Origin of the sequence: Saccharopolyspora taberi (assembly GCF_039534165.1) — a bacterium.
Classification (GTDB): domain Bacteria; phylum Actinomycetota; class Actinomycetes; order Mycobacteriales; family Pseudonocardiaceae; genus Saccharopolyspora_D; species Saccharopolyspora_D taberi.
Map to the genome: position 1 here is coordinate 15,459 of NZ_BAAAUX010000028.1, position 16,071 is coordinate 31,529.

At 70.8% G+C, this 16,071-nt stretch carries 15 protein-coding genes and 1 pseudogene; 4 read left to right on the top strand and 12 right to left on the bottom strand.

Annotated features, from left to right (window positions below):
- Positions 1-2: 2 nt before the first annotated feature.
- Genes ABD691_RS28730 through ABD691_RS28740 form a run of 3 tightly spaced genes read right to left on the bottom strand, consistent with a single transcriptional unit; the run spans position 3 to position 2,742 of the window.
- Positions 3-1,532, bottom strand: a complete 1,530-nt coding sequence (locus ABD691_RS28730) for a sensor histidine kinase (RefSeq protein ID WP_344685043.1) — start codon at positions 1,530-1,532, stop codon at positions 3-5.
- Entirely contained in the window at positions 1,529-2,353 is an 825-nt protein-coding gene (locus tag ABD691_RS28735) for a Rossmann-fold NAD(P)-binding domain-containing protein (RefSeq protein ID WP_344685045.1), read from the bottom strand. Before ABD691_RS28735 ends, ABD691_RS28730 begins: the two co-directional genes overlap by 4 nt.
- Positions 2,350-2,742: a nuclear transport factor 2 family protein gene (locus tag ABD691_RS28740; protein WP_344685046.1), complete on the bottom strand. Its 393-nt coding sequence runs from the start codon at positions 2,740-2,742 to the stop codon at positions 2,350-2,352. Before ABD691_RS28740 ends, ABD691_RS28735 begins: the two co-directional genes overlap by 4 nt.
- Here ABD691_RS28740 and ABD691_RS28745 point away from each other — a divergent pair.
- Positions 2,741-3,553: pseudogene (locus ABD691_RS28745) on the top strand (helix-turn-helix transcriptional regulator); the annotation flags it as partial. The gene ABD691_RS28740 and the pseudogene ABD691_RS28745 overlap by 2 nt on opposite strands.
- A 19-nt stretch (positions 3,554-3,572) precedes the next feature.
- Here the strand turns inward: ABD691_RS28745 and ABD691_RS28750 are convergent.
- The gene (locus ABD691_RS28750; protein ID WP_344685048.1) at positions 3,573-4,754 is read right to left on the bottom strand and encodes a DUF418 domain-containing protein; all 1,182 of its coding nucleotides are present in this window, start codon (positions 4,752-4,754) and stop codon (positions 3,573-3,575) included.
- A 113-nt stretch (positions 4,755-4,867) separates the two neighbouring features.
- On the opposite strand from ABD691_RS28750, the gene ABD691_RS28755 reads away from it, so the two are divergent.
- On the top strand, positions 4,868-5,473 hold the full coding sequence (locus ABD691_RS28755; RefSeq protein WP_344685050.1) for a TetR/AcrR family transcriptional regulator: 606 nt from the start codon (positions 4,868-4,870) through the stop codon (positions 5,471-5,473).
- A gap of 12 nt (positions 5,474-5,485) precedes the next feature.
- Here ABD691_RS28755 and ABD691_RS28760 read toward each other — a convergent pair whose 3' ends face one another.
- From ABD691_RS28760 to ABD691_RS28785, 6 genes are all read right to left on the bottom strand, one after another.
- Positions 5,486-5,710, bottom strand: coding sequence for a hypothetical protein (locus ABD691_RS28760; protein ID WP_344685052.1), 225 nt, complete (start codon positions 5,708-5,710; stop codon positions 5,486-5,488).
- A 1-nt stretch (position 5,711) separates the two neighbouring features.
- Entirely contained in the window at positions 5,712-7,631 is a 1,920-nt protein-coding gene (locus tag ABD691_RS28765) for a putative T7SS-secreted protein (RefSeq protein WP_344685053.1), read from the bottom strand.
- Entirely contained in the window at positions 7,631-8,116 is a 486-nt protein-coding gene (locus ABD691_RS28770; protein WP_344685055.1) for a hypothetical protein, read from the bottom strand. The genes ABD691_RS28765 and ABD691_RS28770 overlap by 1 nt, the downstream gene beginning before the upstream one ends.
- Positions 8,117-8,587 carry a hypothetical protein gene (locus ABD691_RS28775; protein ID WP_344685057.1) on the bottom strand — a complete coding sequence of 157 codons (471 nt, stop codon included), beginning with the start codon at positions 8,585-8,587 and terminating at the stop codon, positions 8,117-8,119.
- A gap of 164 nt (positions 8,588-8,751) precedes the next feature.
- Positions 8,752-9,372 carry a YigZ family protein gene (locus ABD691_RS28780; protein ID WP_344685059.1) on the bottom strand — a complete coding sequence of 207 codons (621 nt, stop codon included), beginning with the start codon at positions 9,370-9,372 and terminating at the stop codon, positions 8,752-8,754.
- 513 nt (positions 9,373-9,885) lie between these two features.
- On the bottom strand, positions 9,886-11,007 hold the full coding sequence (locus ABD691_RS28785) for a 5-methyltetrahydropteroyltriglutamate--homocysteine S-methyltransferase (RefSeq protein WP_344685061.1): 1,122 nt from the start codon (positions 11,005-11,007) through the stop codon (positions 9,886-9,888).
- Positions 11,008-11,169: 162 nt separating this feature from the next.
- On the opposite strand from ABD691_RS28785, the gene ABD691_RS28790 reads away from it, so the two are divergent.
- Positions 11,170-12,324, top strand: a complete 1,155-nt coding sequence (locus ABD691_RS28790; RefSeq protein WP_344685063.1) for an FAD-dependent oxidoreductase — start codon at positions 11,170-11,172, stop codon at positions 12,322-12,324.
- 57 nt (positions 12,325-12,381) lie between these two features.
- Here the strand turns inward: ABD691_RS28790 and ABD691_RS28795 are convergent, their stop codons facing one another.
- A complete protein-coding gene (locus ABD691_RS28795; RefSeq protein WP_344685065.1) occupies positions 12,382-13,212 on the bottom strand; it encodes an aldo/keto reductase in 831 nt (276 codons plus the stop codon).
- A gap of 83 nt (positions 13,213-13,295) precedes the next feature.
- On the bottom strand, positions 13,296-14,504 hold the full coding sequence (locus tag ABD691_RS28800) for an MFS transporter (protein ID WP_344685067.1): 1,209 nt from the start codon (positions 14,502-14,504) through the stop codon (positions 13,296-13,298).
- A 350-nt stretch (positions 14,505-14,854) separates the two neighbouring features.
- Between ABD691_RS28800 and ABD691_RS28805 the strand changes: the two genes are divergently transcribed.
- Positions 14,855-16,071: arylsulfotransferase family protein (locus ABD691_RS28805; protein ID WP_344685068.1), on the top strand; the 1,217-nt coding region annotated here is incomplete at its 3' end.

Genomic DNA, 16,071 nt, shown 5'->3' on the forward strand with positions numbered 1-16,071 from the left:
CGCTACCTCGTCTCCAGGAAGTCCTTGCTCACCAGCTCGTCCCCGCGGAAGCACAGCCGGAACAGCTCCAGGCGCCGCTCGTCGAACGGGTTCTGGTGGGTGCTGTAGTAGGCGCACTCCGCGCCCGGCGGCCTCGGCGGATCCGTCGCCGGGGCCTCGTCGACGCGGGTGCGCATCGGCAGGTACGGCTCGACCTCCGCGCGGGACTGACCCGGCCGGAGGCGGTCGAAGTCCGCGGGCGCGAGCACCGAGGTCGCGGCGTCGAAGACCGCGATCCCGCCCGAGATCACCGCCAGCCCGCCGACGCACGCCGCCGTGACGGCGATCGCCGTGGTGCGGCTGCTGCGGACGCGGCGCCTGGCCTGGGCCAACCGGTCGGCGGACTCCGACCGCGGGGCGATCGGCCCGGCCTCCTGCGGGATCCGGGCGGTCAGGGCGAAGACGCCGTCCTGGGCGCCGGCCCGGAACTCCCCGCCGGACAGGCGAACCCGCTCGGCCAGCGCCACCAGGCCGTAGCCTTCGCCGCTCCGATCGGAGGTGGCTGCGTTGGTCACCGATACCCGGGTGTCGGCCGCGGTGTGCTCCACCCGCACCGACACCTCGGTGCCGGGGGCGTGCTTGGCCGCGTTGGTCAGCGCTTCCTGCACCACCCGGCACACCGCGCGCTGGCGCAGGGACGTCGGGTCCGCGGGCTCGCCCGACTCGTGCAGCTCCACGTCCATCCCGGAATCCCGGGCGCGGCGGACGAGATCGCCCACGTCGCCGCCGGGCGTCAGCGGCGGCGGCTCCTCGCGCAGCATCTCGACGACCTCGCGCAGCCGCTCCGCCGCCGAGGTCACGGCGCTGCGCGCCTGCCCGGCGACCTCGCGGTGGCGCTCGTCGAGGTCCGGCGCGACCTCCAGCCCGCCGATGCGCAGCGCGACCAGGCTCAGCTCGTGGCCGAGCAGGTCGTGCATGTCGCCCGCGATCCGGGTCCGCTCCCGCAACCGCGCCTGTTCGGCGATGATCCGCTGCTCGCGTTCGAGCTGCTCGGCCCGTTCCCAGCCGGCCCAGACGAGATCGCGGTGCTGCCGGCGGTACCGGCCCAGAAACCACGGCAGCGCACCGAAGAACGCGGTGCCGATGACCGAGACCAGCACCGCGCCGTCGTCCATCCTGGCCAGCAGGACCAGCAGCGCCACGCCGGCCGTGATCCACGCGAGCGACACCAGCGCATCGCGCGGGCGGTCGACGCGCACCCCGGCGGAGTAGCCCGCGGCGACCGCGACCGGGAGGAACGCGGCGAACCCGACGACGGTCGATTCGGGACGCACCACGGTCGCCACCGACCACGTGGTCAGGGCGAGCAGCACCGCCCACATCGGACGCGATCGGCGGAGCGCGAGCACCCCGCCGATCGCGACGAGCCCGAGCGCGCACTCCCACCAGGCGAAGCGTCCGATGTGGGTGGTCGCGAGCGCCCACCACACCGGGAGTCCGAGCACCGCCCACAGCAGGACGTCCCGGATCAGCGGTGAGCGCGTCGGATTCACCTCATCGACGTTACCGGCCCCAGCTGAGCTGCGACGAAGTCGCGCAACGAGCGGGGTGCGCGGCCGGTCACGTCGGCCACGTCGGTGGTCACGCGGTCCTCGGAACCGCCGCGGATGTCGGCGTCGATGGCCGCCAGCCCCCGCGCGAACGGCTCCGGCACGCCGAACTCGGCGAACATCCGGGCGCGCTGCGCGACGCTGACGCCGACGTGCCGCACCGGCCGTCCGGTCACCTCGGTGATGACCGCCGCGGCTTCGTCGCAGCTCAGCGCTTCCGGCCCGGTCAGCACGTACTCGGACCGCTCGGCCCGCCCGGCGAGCAGTTCGGCTGCCACGGCGGCGATGTCCTCGGCGTCGACCCAGCCGATGCGGCCGTTGCCGGTCGCGGTGCTGAACTCGCCGCGCTCGCGGATGGCGTCGGCCACCGGGTGGGCGCCGGTGAAGTTCTGCATGAACCCGGACGGCCGCAGGACCGCGGCCCCCGGAATCGCCCGCACGGCCCGGTTCAGCTCGTCGATCCCGGGCGCGTCGGGGACCACCGCGAGCGAGCCGAGCAGCACCACCGGCCGGTCGCCCACGGCGTCCAGGAACGGCCGGACCAGCGGCATCGGGTCGACCGCGCCGATCGGCTGGACCAGGTAGACGCTTTCGACCCCGGCCAGCGCGGTGCGGTGCGACGCCGGATCGGCCCAGTCGAAGAACACGTGGTCGGCCCCGGCCGGATGGCGGCTCGCGACGCGGACGCCGACGCCCCTGGCGCGGAGCAGGTCCGCGAGCGGGCGGCCGGTGTTGCCGGTTCCGCCGGTGATCAGGACGGTCATTCGCCCACCGCCCGCGCCGCCATGACCGGGCTCCAGTAGTCCCGGTACGACTGGATCTCCCCGTCGCGCGCGGTCAGCACGACGACGTAGCGCATCTCGTAGCCGGCCCCGGTCCGGACGGTGCGGCCGTGCGCGGTGAACTCCGCGACGATCATTGCGGGGTCGGTGGTCCGGTGCACCTCGACGCTGGGGAACCCGGTGATGTCCAGGCGGTCCGGATAACCGTCCAGGTAAGCGCGCAGGGCTTCCCTGCCGGTCAGCCGCTTCGGCGATTCCCCCTCGGCGAACGGGAACTCCACGGTGCAGTCGGCGGCGAACAGGTCGACGAACCCGTCCATGTCCTTCTCCAGCAGTAGCCGCAGACCCCGCTGGAACAGTTCGGTCGGCATGGCTCCAGCTTCGGCGCCGCCCCGACCTGCGGGAACTGCCCCGTTGTCCCCGGACTCCCAGTCCGTGGATAACGGAGTGGGCCGGTGGCAGCCTGGAGCGGTGAACAAGCGCGAGCTCGCCCACTTCCTGCGCAGCCGCCGGGAGGCGCTGCGACCGGCCGAGGCCGGCCTGCCCGCGGGCGGGCGCCGCCGCACGCCGGGGCTGCGCCGGGAGGAGGTCGCCTGGCGGGCCGGGGTGTCGGCGAACTACTACGAGCGGCTGGAGCAGGCCCGCGCGCCCCGGCCGTCGGCGCTGGTGCTGTCCGCGCTCGCGCGGGCGCTGCGGCTCTCGGCGGCCGAGAGCGCGCACCTGGCGCAGCTGGCCGGGCAGGTCCCGGCCGCCGGGGAGCCGGTCGAGCAGGTGCCGGACGGCGTGCGGCGGCTGCTCGACGGGCTCGGCCCGGTCCCGGCCTACGCGCTCAACGCCCGGCAGGACGTCGTCGCGTGGAACGCGATGGCCGCCGAGGTGATCGTGGATTTCGCCGCGCTGGCCGAGGAAGAACGCAACCTGCTGCGGCTTTCGCTCCGCTTCGGCGGGATGTGCGAGGCCGTGGACGGGGGTTTCGAGCGGCTGGTCGCGGCCGAGCTGCGGCGGGCCGCCGCCCGCCACCCCGGCGACGCCGGGTTCGCCGCGCTGGCGGCCGACTTCTCGGCCGCCAGCCCGGATTTCGCGGCGGGCTGGGCCGAGCACGACGTCCGGACGCACCCGGTCCCGCGCAAGCGCATCAACGGGATCGAGCTCGACTGCCAGCTGCTCGGCGTGCCCGGCCACGACCTGCGGGTGGCGATGTTCACCGCAGCACCGGGGACTCCGGCGCAGGACGAGCTGATGCGCGTGTTTTCCGTTGCGGTGCTTGGTAAGCCCAGTGCCACACCAGCTCCAGCGGACCGCGGTCGAACCGCCGCAACCACAGCGACGCCAGCACCATGAACGCCAGGCAGATGCCCGCCCACGCGCCGAGGACCCACCACGGACGGGCACTGTCCAATGTGGCCGCGAGTCCGAATCCCCAGCCGTAGCAGAGGATCGCGGCGACGAGGTTCTGGAAGACGTAGCAGGACAAGGGGGTCCGGCCGACGTTGGTCAGACCCCGGCGGAGCAGACCGGGATCGGGCCGCAGCGCGTGCACCACGGCCGGGATCAGCCCGAGCAGGCCGAGCGCGACGACCGGCGGCAGGATGTAGCGGTCCACCATGAACCAACCGGGACCGGCGAAGGTGGTCACCAGGTTCAGCGGCACGCCGAGGCCGAACCCGAACAGCATCAGCCGGTTCCGCAGGCGGCGGCCGTGGAGGTCGCCGGTGAACACGCCTGCCCGCATCAGCCGCGAGCCGAGCAGGAACAGCACGACCGACATCGGGATGACGAAGATCGCCTCCAGCCGGTAGCCGAACGCGCCGTCGAGCCGGGCCGCGACCTGGTCCAGGTAGCTGCCCTCGGTGAACAGGGTCGTGCTGCCGCCGGGGCCGGGGGAGGCCCTGCCGCCGAGCAGGGCGAGCGTGACCAGACCGATGAACACGACGTGCAGGCTGCCCATCGCGATCATCCAGGCCCGCACCGCCCGGTCGCTGCGGCCGACGAGGTAGGCGACCAGCATCGACGTCACCGCGTAGCTCATCAGGACGTCGTACTCGAAGATCAGCACGAAGTGCAGCAGACCCTCGGTGAACAGCAGCGCGGCGCGCCACAGGTACCAGCCGGGCCAGCGCTGCCCGCGCCGCCGCGCCGAGCGGTACTGGAGTTCCAGGCCGACGCCGAACATCAGCGTGAGCAGGGCGAGGAACTTGCCGTTGGCCAGGAAGCGGAGGAACGCCTCGACGTTCTCGGTCGGGGTGAACAGGCCCGCCGGGCCGTCCGGGTTGGTGAACAGCCAGATGTTGGTGCCGAGCGTGCCCATGATGGCGACGCCGCGGATGACGTCGAGGGCGCTGATGCGTCCACCGCCCGCGCTCGGGGGGTGTGGCTTGGTCATGGGATCCCCAGTGATTCGATGAGTGGCCGGACCGAGAGCGCTACTCACGGTTACCATGCAAGTGCATGGTAACGAGGGTCGGCGGGCTTGGCAATGCAATTGCATTGGAAAGGGTGCGTGTGCCGAAACGGGTGGATCACCAGGCGCGGCGGCGGCAGATCGCCGAGGCGCTGATCGACATCGTCAGCCGCGAGGGCATGGAAGCGGTCAACCTGCGAGACGTGGCCGCCCACGCGGGCGTGTCGATGGGCGCGGTCCAGCACTACTTCAAGAGCAAGGAGGACATGCTCGTCCACGCGGCGGGCCACGCCGCCGACAAGGTCAGCGACCGGATCGAGGAAATCCTGCGCGCCGAAGCGGGCCCCACGCCCCGCAAGGTGCTGCGCACGGTCCTGATCGAGATGCTCCCGGTCTCCGACGAAGCCCGCTCGGCCCTGCTGGTCCACATCGCGTTCCTGCTGCGCGCCCTCAACAGCCCGCGACTGCGCAGCATCTACGCCAAGACCTGGCCCAAACTCGTCGAGCTGTTCGTCGACACCCTGCGCACCGCCGAGCGCGCCGGCGACCTCGCCCCGGGGACCGACCCCGCCCTGGAGGCGGAGCTGCTGCTGGCCGTCCCCGACGGCCTCGCCGCGAGCGTCCTGCTCGGCCGCCGCACCGGCGCGGAGGCCGTCGACGTCATCGACTACCACCTGGACCGGATCTTCCGGTCGGGTTAGGGCTTTCCGGCGTCAGCGCTGCGTTTCGTCGGGGTCGGTGAGGGGGTAGGGCTCGAGGTTCTTGTCGAGCCCGATGGGGAAGTTGTCCTTGCTCCAGGACTCCAGCACCTCGCCCCGGGCGATCTTCTCCTCGGTGTAGCGCAGTGCTTCCTCGGTGTTCGCTCGCACCTCGGGGCTGAGGTCCTCCCGCTTGGGGATGTACTTGCGGATCAGCGCGGAGCGCTCTTCCGGGGTCATTTCAGCTCCTTTGTCCTAGGTCCCGCATGACGATGTACAACATGTCGCCGACCTCTTGGAGGTCCTGCACCAAGAAGCGGTTGTGGTCCTGCCACAACACCTCGCGTTCCTTGGGGTTCGTGGCCTCGATGTCCCGAGCGTGCTGGGGATCATCGATGATGAACCGGACTTTGTGCGGTCTGTCCGAGCCGTGCTCCCTGAAATGGTCCGGTGGGATGTCCTTGGAAGCCGAAGTGAAGGCCGGCTCCTCCACCGCCTCGCCGGGGCGGTAGCGCTCCAGCACCTGAGCCAGTTCCCTCTCGCTGAGGCCGATGTCCCGGTACGCCCTCGGGACGTCCTTGGTGTCGACGTGCGGCATCTCGTCCAGGGCGCTGCGCAGCACGTTGACGTCGGGACGCATGTAGTCCTGGTCCATGGCGTCCCCCTCTCGCAGGACGTGGTTCAGGGTGTTCGCATCCTCGCCGACATAGCGCCGCAGGCCCATCGCCTTCTCGTCGTCCAGGTGCGAGAGTTCGGGATGTTCCGCCCGGAGCTTGCCCACGAGGTCGTCGAAATCGCCTCCCGCACGTGCTTCGACGCGCTCGCGGTACGCCTGCCGGTCGTCATCGGCAAGCTCGTGCCGGGGTTCTTCAGGCGCCCGTGCAGGTGCCGGATCCGACGGCTCGTCCCGATGTGCCTCCGGGGTGTCCTGGTGCTGGGCGGGCGGCTCCGGAGCCTCCCGCGTCGTCGGGCGGTTGTCGCCCTCGATGTCCTCCCACGGGTCCAGGTCGTCGGCGAAGCGCTCGTGCGGGGCCTGGCGCTGATACGTCGGTCGCGGCTCGTCGTCGGGCTTGTGCGACGGCTCCGGCACGTCGGGGCGCGGCGGCTGCGGGCCAGGCTCGGGAAGCGGTCGGCTCGGCGGCTGTGGTCCGGGCGGCTCGGGAAGCGATCGGCTCGACGGCTGGATCGGCACGTCCCCGTCGCCCCACGGGGTCATCGGTTTCTCGGGCTTCGGCGGATCGATCTTGCCCGCCACCTTGCCGAGGTCGGGGAGATCGCCGCCGAGATGCCGGAGGATGCCGCCCGTGGTGGAGCCGCCTCCGGTCGCGAGGCCGAGCGCGGCCTCGGGCATGAGCTTGCCGACGAAACCGGCGGGGTCCTGGGTGAAGCTGGTGATCCCGGCGTTGGCCAGCGCCGAGGTGGTGCCCGCGGGGTCGGTGACGAACGACTTCCCGAGGCTGAGCAGACCGGACACCTTCTCGCCGATCCGGCCGACGTACTCGTCGGGGTGGGTCAGATTGTACGGGTCGAACGGGGTCACGTCGCGCAGCTGCTGGATCAGGCTCAGCGTGCCGTCGACGCTGCCCTTCCAGAAGTTGCCCACCGTTTCACCGAGGTTCTCCAGCGAATCCCAGGCCGAACTGCCGAGGACGGTGAGCATGCCGGGTTCCGGCGGGGCTTTCTCGGCCGCCGACCGCAATGCCGCCGCAGCCTGCCGCGCGGCCTGGTCCACCTGCTTGGTCGCGTCCGCGAGCTTGGACATGGCCCGGTCGCGGGCGTCCGCACCGGGATCCCGGAACGGCTCCGGGCTCGCCGCGGCGTCGTGCCGCGCCGCTGCCTGCTCGGTCGCCCGTTCCGCGCGCTCGATCTCCGCGCACGCCTGTTCCGCCTGGTCCTGGGCCCAGGCCAGCACGTCCCGGTACCGGCGCAGGGCGCTGCCGCCCTCCTCGAACGCGTCGGCCGCGCGCAGCCACTTCGGCGGTTCCTGCTGGAAGTACTCGCGGAACGCGTCGGCGGTCGGACCGGTCCACCCGCTGGCGTTTATACGTTTGAACGCCTGGCCGGACTTCTCGAACGCGGCCGCGAGCCTGGTCATGGTCGTGACGGTCTCGTCGATGGCCGCGACATCGCCGGGGACGACGGTCTTCGGGTCCGGCGCCATCAGGGCTTCACCTTCGTGTCCGCGCCCAGCTCGTTGAACCCTTCCGAAAGGCCCTGCTTCATCGGGTCCGGTGCCGCGTCCACGCCGAGCTGCGCGAACGATTCCCGGCCCGCCTGCTTCAGGTCCGCGTTCGGCGCCCCGAGGAGCGAGACCAGGGTCTGCTTGAACAGATCCGTGACTCCCGCTTCCAGCTTCTCGTAGTCGGAACGGGTGTCGGACAAGGCCGCCGACACCGACGCACCTTCCTCGACCATGAACTTGACCCCGTAGTTCCAGCGGCGGCAGAACTCGTTGAGGGATTCGGAGACGGCGGCGGAACCGGATCGCCCCTCGTCGAGATTCATCATGGCGACGCCTTCGCCGTCATTTCCCATCTGCTTCATCGGCCACGGAAGCTCCGCCTCCAGCGCGCCGATCGCTTCACCGACCCCGTCGGACGCCTGCTTCAGCGCTTCGAGATCGACGTTGAATCCCGGATTTCCCACTCAGAGCACCCCTCCCCAGGTGCGTTCGACAGGTCTTTCGTACGGCGACAGTTCCACGGTCGGCCGAGCAGGCCCTCCCGGGAGATCGCGATCGATCGCGATCGATTCGGGCACGATCCCGGTCAGCGGCGGGAGCACGACCGCGTGCGGCTGGAGCGGATCGAGGATCACGGTGGTGCCCGCGGGCATTCCCGGCAGGTACAGGTCGAGCAACCGGCCGCCGCTGATCAGCAGGTGTTCGGCCGGGCTGCCCGCCTCCCCGCGTCCGAGCAGGAACGCGGCCAGGTGGGCGAGGTCGGAGAACACCGGCAGCCAGGGGACGCCGTCGATGTCGATGACCGGTATCGCCGGCGGGTCCGACACGCATTCCAGGTGCACGCCGGTACCGCGGAACGTGGCGACCAGATCTTCCGGCCGCTGCAAAGTCCGCCGGAATCGGCAAGCCTCGCGCACGATGAAGGGCTGACTCACGCACATCCCCAGAACAGTCGTCTGATCAGCGAGTTCGGACGCTAGTCAATCCGGCCGCGGTTCCGAATCCGCTTTCCCCGGATTGCTCCGTGCATCTGATCACAGGCAGAACTGCTCTGTTCGGCGGTAAATGCGGAAATGTTGATCCGAAAGCGTGAATTGCCCTAGACGTCGATCTCCGCGTGGGTGAGCGAGCCGAGGCTGATCGTGGCGGTCCCGCCGGTGATCTCGGCGAGCCACGTCTCGAACTCGGCGACCCGGGTCTCGCCGACGCCGATGTCGAAGCGGACCTTCTCCCCGTAGGCGACGTCGGTGACCTGGTGGCCGGAGGAGCGCAGGTCGTTCTCCAGCTTCCCGGCCTGGGCGTGGTCCACGGTGGTGGAGACGATCCGCACCGGCATGCGCTCGACGAGGCCGACGTGGTCGAGGCCGGCCGACACGGCTCCGGCGTAGGCGCGCACCAGGCCGCCCGCGCCGAGCAGGACGCCGCCGAAGTAGCGGGTGACGACCGCGACCGCGTTGGTGATCTCGTTGCGGCGCAGCACCTCCAGCATCGGGACGCCCGCGGTGCCCGCGGGCTCGCCGTCGTCGCTGGACTTCTGGATCTCGCCGCGGTCGCCGAGGACGAACGCCGAGCAGTGGTGCCGGGCGTCGTGGTGCAGCTTGCGCCGGGACTGGACGAACTCGCGGGCCTCGGCCTCGGAGCGCACCCGCGCCAGCGCGCACAGGAAGCGGGACTTCTTGATCTCGATCTCGGTCTCGCCGGACCGCTTGATCGTGCGCACGGCTAGCGCCTGCGGGAGCGTGGGGCGGGCATCCGCCCATGCTATCGCCCCGATCCGGCGACCTCCGGCGCTCGCGACCGGCCGCCGTCCGCCCGGCCTTCGTCACCCCGGGTGATGTCACTCACGTCGGCTTGCATCACACCATCGACTTAATTCCGCCTTGCCGGGGTATGAAAAACGCAGCTCAGAAGGCCGATAGCAACGTCACTCGGACGCGGTTTCCCGGATCGCCCGGAGGACACGTAACGTCCACCCCCATGGAGCAGTCATCGAGTCCGTTTGAACCCGGCGCGCGGGTGCGCGCTTCGTTCGGCCGGTTTCGTGATCAGGTCGGGACGGTGGTGGAGACCGCCACCGGACTGCCGGACGTCTTCGACGGCCCCGTGCTGTGGGTCCGCTTCGACGGCGCCGAGGAACCGGGGCTGATCGCCGGCCGGTTCCTCGAATCCGCAGCCTGAGCCACCCCCGCCCACATCCCAGCCGCGGCGATCGCCCCGGCTGCGGACCAGCTCGTCAGCCCCACACCTCGGTCGCGGTCTCGACCACCAGCCGGAGCTTGGCCACCTGCTGCTCGTAGCTCAGGGCGTTGCCCTCCCGCGTGGAGGCGAAACCGCACTGCGGCGACAGGCAGAGCTGGTCGAGGTCGAGGTAGCGGGCGGCTTCGTCGATGCGGCGCTTGAGGTCGTCCTTGGACTCCAGCTCGCCGCTCTTGGTCGTGACCAGGCCGAGCACCACCGCCTTGCCCTTCGGCACGAAGCGCAGCGGCGCGAACCCGCCGGAGCGGGCGTCGTCGAACTCCAGGAAGAACCCGTCCACGTCCAGTTCGTTGAACAGCGCCTCGGCCACGAAGTCGTAGCCGCCCTCGGCCGCCCAGGACGAGCGGTAGTTGCCGCGGCACAGGTGGGTGGTGACCGACAGCGTGTCCGGGCGGCCCTCCAGCGCGGAGTTGATCAGCCGGATGGTCCGCTCGTGCTCGTGCTCGGCGTCGTCCCCGCGGGCGGCCAGCCGCTCGCGCTGCCTGGGGTCGTTGAGGTAGGCGAGGCTGGTGTCGTCGAGCTGGAGGTAGTGGCAGCCCAGGTCGGCCATCGCGCGGATGTGCGCGCGGTAGGCGGCGGCGAGGTCGGAGCGGAACACCTCCAGATCCGGGTAGACGGTCTCGTCGATGGCCGCCCGGCCGCCGCGGAAGTGCAGCATGCCGGGCGAGGGGATGGTCAGCTTCGGCGTGGCGGTGCGGACGCGCTGCGCCAGCGCGGTGAAGTGGTCGGCGAAGATCGGCTCGCCGAGCCGGATCCGGTCGTCGACCCGCAGGTCGGGGGTGGTGAACTCGACCTCGCCGTCGGCGTTGTGGAACTGGACGGTCAGCTCCGAGTCCGCCGCCGGGTGGACGCCTTCGAGGGCGTACAGGAAGTCCATGTGCCAGGACGAGCGCCGGAACTCGCCGTCGGTGGCGCCCGTGAGCCCCACGTCCTCCTGCATCGCGACCACGTCGCTGATCGCCGCGTCCTCCGCCGCGCGCAGCTCGGCGGCGGTCAGCCTGCCCGCCTCGAACTCGGACCGGGCGTTGAGCAGGGATTCGGGTCGGAGCAGGCTGCCGACGTGGTCGGCGCGGTACGGCGGTGCGACGCGGGGGCTCATGCCCCCGAAGGTAGTCACCCCGGCGGGAACGCCCGGCTCGCCGGTTCAACGATCGGGCAACGTTGCGGCAACGCTCACCAGCTGTGACGAAGGACAAACCGGGCCATCCGGTCGACTCGATAAAATCGCTGCGACAGCACCGTCGGCGAATGGATGGAGACGATGCGGGTTCTCGTGGTCGGAGCAGGTATCGGAGGACTCGCGGTAGCCAACGGACTGATCGATCAAGGCCACGAGGTGCACGTCTTCGAGCACGCCGACGCGCTGCGCGACGGTGGGGCCGCGGTGACGGTGTGGAGCAACGGCACGGCCGCGCTGCGCGGCCTCGGCATCTCCCTCGAAGGCGTCGGCAGGCAGCTGCACGGCCTGCGCTCGCTCACCGACAGCGGCAGGCTGCTCTGGGAGGCCGACCTCGGGGAGGTCACCGAACGGCTCGGCGCACCGACGGTGGAGGTCCCGCGCCGCACGCTGATCGCCAAGCTCGCCGAGAGCCTGCCCGCCGACGTCCTGCACTTCGGCCGTCGATGTACCGGCGTCACCGAGTTCACCGACGGCGTCGTGGTGACCTTCGCCGACGGCGGCCACGTCATCGGCGACCTGGTGGTCGGCGCGGACGGGCAGCGCTCGCAGGTCCGCCGCTCGGTGCTCGGCGGACCGCCCGCGAAGCTGACCGGCTGGGCGAGCTGGCAGGGGCTCACCCGCAGCGACCTGCCGGTCGCGCAGGGTTCCACCACGCTCAACATCGCCGGGCGCAACGCGCACTGCGGGCTCATCCCCGCCGGGGACGGCCTGCTGCACTGGTGGTTCGACACGCCGTGGCGGGAGGGCGCCGCTGAGCTGTCGGTGGCCGACCTGCGCGAGGTCTTCCGCGGCTGGCCCGACCCGGTGGAGGACCTGCTGGCCTCGATCACCGACGACGACCTCGGCTTCTTCCCGCACATCCGGCACCAGGTGCCGCGGGTGTGGGGCGGCCCGCGCAGCACGCTGCTGGGCGACGCGGTGCACGCGATGCCCCCGGCGGTGGCGCAGGCGGCGAACCAGACGCTGGAGGACGCCTGGCTGCTGTCGCTGCTGCTGCCCAATGTGGACGGTGTGGCCGCCGACCCGGAACCGCTGCTGCGCACCTACGAGCAGGAGCGCAGGCCGCGCGCGGTGAAGGTGTCGCGCACCGCCGCGCTGACGTCGGCCCAGCGCAGCACGCCGCTGCAGCGCATCGGGCGGTTCCCGAAGTGGATCGCCACCCGCAGCCAGGTCATGTCCCTGCGCTCCGGCAGCAACGTCCTGCAGGGCCTGACCCCCCAGGTCAAAGTGGCCTGAAGCGGCGCACGAAAAAAGGGGCACCGGCGGACCGGTGCCCCTTCCGCAAAAAGAAACTCACGCGCCGAAGACATCCGGGTCGGGTCCGACCCGGACACCGGTCTCCAGCGAGTTGATCTCGGCCACGTCGTCGTCGGCCAGCTCGAAGTCGAAGACCTCGATGTTCTCCCGCACGCGGGACGGCGTCACCGACTTCGGGATGACCACGTTGCCCTGCTGGATGCTCCAGCGCAGCGCGATCTGCGCCGGGCTCTTGCCGTACTTCTCGGCCAGCGAGCCCAGGGTCGCGTCGTCGAGCAGCCCCTTGCCCTGGCCCAGCGGGCTCCACGCCTCGGTCGCGATGCCGTGCTCGGAGTGGAACGCGCGCAGGTTGGACTGCGGCAGGTTCGGGTGCAGCTCGATCTGGTTGACCGCCGGCACCACTTCGGTCTCCTCGGACAGCCTGCGCAGGTGCGGGATCTGGAAGTTGGACACGCCGATCGCCTTGGCGCGGCCATCCGCGTGCAGCTTCTCGAACGCCTTCCAGGTCTCGACGAACAGGTCCTGCCCGGGGGACGGCCAGTGGATCAGGTACAGGTCGACGTAGTCCAGGCCCAGCTTGGTCAGGCTCTCGTCGAACGCGCGCAGCGTGCTGTCGTAGCCCTGCCGGTCGTTCCACAGCTTGGTGGTGACGAACAGGTCCTCGCGCGCCACGGGAGCCTCGGCGATGGCCTTGCCGACGCCCTCCTCGTTGCCGTACACCGCCGCGGTGTCGATGCTGCGGTAACCGGCCTCGATCGCGGTCAGCACCGGCTCCACCACCTCGTCGGCCGGGACCTGGAAGACGCCGAACCCGAGCTGGGGCATCTCCGCGCCGGTGTTGAGGGTGATGTTGGGAACCTGAGTCATTGGTGGTCTTCCTCCGAGGGGTCGGGAGTGCATTACCGGGAGAGGGCCAGGACGCCCATCACAACACGCCTGCCGGGGCCGAGCTAGCCGGAGACCTCGCTCACCGCGACCTGCTGCGCACGGGACGTCACGACCGTATCCGCCCGCCGCGGCCTGCGGTCAAGCACGCCGGAGAGCACGGCGAACCCGAGCCCGACCAGCGCGAGCAGCGCGCCGACCCAGCTGGGCGAGACCAGGCCGAAGCCGCCCGCGATGACCAGGCCGCCGAGGTAGGCGCCCAGCGAGTTGGCGATGTTGAACGTGGACTGGATGCTCGCCGAACCCAGCGCCGGGGCCTCCTTGGCCTGGTCCAGGATCCGCGCCTGGATGCTGGGGATGGCGGCGAACCCGACGGCGCCGATGACGAACACGTTGACCGCCGCCAGCACCATGTTCTGCGAGGTGAACACGAACAGCAGCAGCGCAACCGCCAGGCTGGTCAGGAACACGTACAGGGTGCGCATCGGCGCCTTGTCGGCCAGCCTGCCGCCGACCGCGGTGCCCACCGTCATGCCCACGCCGAACAGCGCGAGCAGCGCCGTGACCGCCGTCGGGGTGTAGCCGGTGATGTCGGTCAGCACCGGCTTGATGTAGCTGTAGAAGGAGAAGGTCGCGGCGAAGCCGAACACCACGATGGCGAAGGCCAGCCACACCTGCGGGCGGCGGAACGCCCGCAGCTCACCGCGCAGGCTCACGTCGGTCGGCTTGGGCTGGAGCGGCACCAGCGCGGCAACCGCCGCGAGGGCGACCACGCCGATCAGCGCGACCAGGCCGAACGTCCAGCGCCAGCCCATCGCCTGGCCGAGCAGGGTGCCCACCGGCACCCCGACGATGTTGGCGACGGTGAGCCCGATGAACATCATCGAGATCGCCTGCCCCCGCTTGTCGCGGTCCACCAGGCTCGCCGCGACGACCGCGCCGATGCCGAAGAACGCGCCGTGCGGCAGGCCGGCGACGAACCGGGCCGCGAGCAGCAGCCCGTGGGTCGGTGCCAGCGCCGAGAGCAGGTTCCCGACGGTGAACAGCACGAGCATGCTCAGGAGCATGGTCTTGCGGCGGGCGCGGAGCCCCGCGATGGTCAGCAGCGGAGCGCCGACGACCACACCGATCGCGTAGAGCGAGATGTACCCGCCCGCGTCGGGGATCGACACGTGCAGGTTCGAGGCCACTTCTGGCAGCAGCCCCATCATGACGAACTCGGTCGTTCCGATGCCGAAAGCTGCGATGGCCAGTGCCAACAGTGCAACGGGCAAGAGAGTCTCCCTGACTCGACGTGCCGGAATCGGTTTCTCGCCTCCCGGTCCGGGCAGGCGGCGCCCGCGTGCCGGGAAAACGATTCAGGAACGCGGCGATCGATGGCGGCTCCCGGAAGTCATCAACAGTAGACCGCCGCGACCTGTTCCTGCCTGGGGATATGAACCGGCTCACGCCGATGTCCACTGTGGACGAACAGGGTGCACAATCGCCCGTTGGCCGCAATGTGCGTAGTGCCCACGGAGGTCCCGCGCGAAGGAACGTGGAAACTTCTCGCAATCGTCTGTTCGAGGCCGTTCGACACCTGATTGGGTGTGGCGCGTGATCTTCGGGTGGACGGAGCGGATGCATGCAACGGTCCAGTGACTTGCGGTGGAAGAGGCTGGCCTCCGGGCCTGCCGTGGCGCTGGCGACGCTGTCGCTGCTGCTGGGCTTCGCGGTGCCCGGCTCCGCCGAGAACTTCATGGGCGACACCGGCACCGGTGGGGCACCTCCGCGGCCGAACCACTTCGTGACCAGGCCGGACCTGACCCCGCCCGTGGTCGACATCAAGACCCCGGCCGACGGCACCGAGCCCGGGTACGTCTTCCTCGCGCCGTACGGCAAGGGCGCGCAGGGCGGACCGATGGTGGTCGACGACACCGGGAGTCCGGTGTGGTCGATGCCGGTCGGCGACGGCGTGGGGTCGTTCAGCATGGACTTCAAAACCCAGCAGTACCAGGGCAAACCGGTGCTGACCTGGTGGCAGGGGCGTCCGCAGCCGGGTTACGGGCAGGGCGAGTACGTGATCCTCGACCAGTCCTACCGGCAGATCGCCACCGTCCGGATGGGCAACAACCTGGACGCCGACCTGCACGAGATGGTCATCACGGCGCGCGGCACCGCGCTGCTGATGGCCTACAACACCGTCCAGCTGGACCGCCCGGTCGTCGAGGGCGTGGTGCAGGAGATCGACATCGCCAGCGGCAAGGTGCTGTTCGAGTGGCGCAGCCTCCAGCACATCGGCGTGGAGGAGTCCACGGTCGCGCCGCCGGAGGGCAAGCCGTTCGACTACATCCACCTGAACTCGGTCCAGGAGACCGCCGACGGCGACCTGCTGATCTCGGCCCGGCACACCGACGCGCTTTACCAGGTCGACCGCGAGACCGGCAACGTCGAGTGGCGGATGGGCGGCACCCGCAGCGACTTCCAGGTGGCGCCGGAGGCCGCGTTCGCCCGCCAGCACGACGCCCGCTGGCAGCCGGACGGCTCGCTGACCCTGTTCGACAACGCCTCCGACAAGCCGGGGCCCGCCTCCCGCGCGCTGGTGCTCTCGGTCGACGAGCAGGCGCGCAAGGTGGGCCTGGTCAAGGCGTTCCCGCACCCGAACGGGACCACCAGCACCAGCCAGTCCAGCCACCAGGTCCTGCCCGGCGGCCACCACTTCGTGGGCTGGGGCTCGCAGTCGCACTTCACCGAGTTCGACGCCGAGGGCAAGGTCGTCCTCCACGGCGAGTTCGGCGACGGCATGCCGTCCTACCGCGCCTTCCGGCTGCCGTGGACGGGCGCGCCGACCGAGCCGCCGGT

What these genes read in the sequence shown, in the direction of transcription:
- ABD691_RS28765 (WP_344685053.1), bottom strand. Translation starts at nt 7,631, where the DNA reads ATGGCGCCGGACCCGAAGACCGTCGTCCCCGGCGATGTCGCGGCCATC.
- ABD691_RS28735 (WP_344685045.1), bottom strand. Translation starts at nt 2,353, where the DNA reads ATGACCGTCCTGATCACCGGCGGAACCGGCAACACCGGCCGCCCGCTC.
- ABD691_RS28785 (WP_344685061.1), bottom strand. Translation starts at nt 11,007, where the DNA reads ATGAGCCCCCGCGTCGCACCGCCGTACCGCGCCGACCACGTCGGCAGC.
- ABD691_RS28790 (WP_344685063.1), top strand. Translation starts at nt 11,170, where the DNA reads ATGCGGGTTCTCGTGGTCGGAGCAGGTATCGGAGGACTCGCGGTAGCC.
- ABD691_RS28795 (WP_344685065.1), bottom strand. Translation starts at nt 13,212, where the DNA reads ATGACTCAGGTTCCCAACATCACCCTCAACACCGGCGCGGAGATGCCC.
- ABD691_RS28760 (WP_344685052.1), bottom strand. Translation starts at nt 5,710, where the DNA reads ATGACCCCGGAAGAGCGCTCCGCGCTGATCCGCAAGTACATCCCCAAG.
- ABD691_RS28740 (WP_344685046.1), bottom strand. Translation starts at nt 2,742, where the DNA reads ATGCCGACCGAACTGTTCCAGCGGGGTCTGCGGCTACTGCTGGAGAAG.
- ABD691_RS28750 (WP_344685048.1), bottom strand. Translation starts at nt 4,754, where the DNA reads ATGACCAAGCCACACCCCCCGAGCGCGGGCGGTGGACGCATCAGCGCC.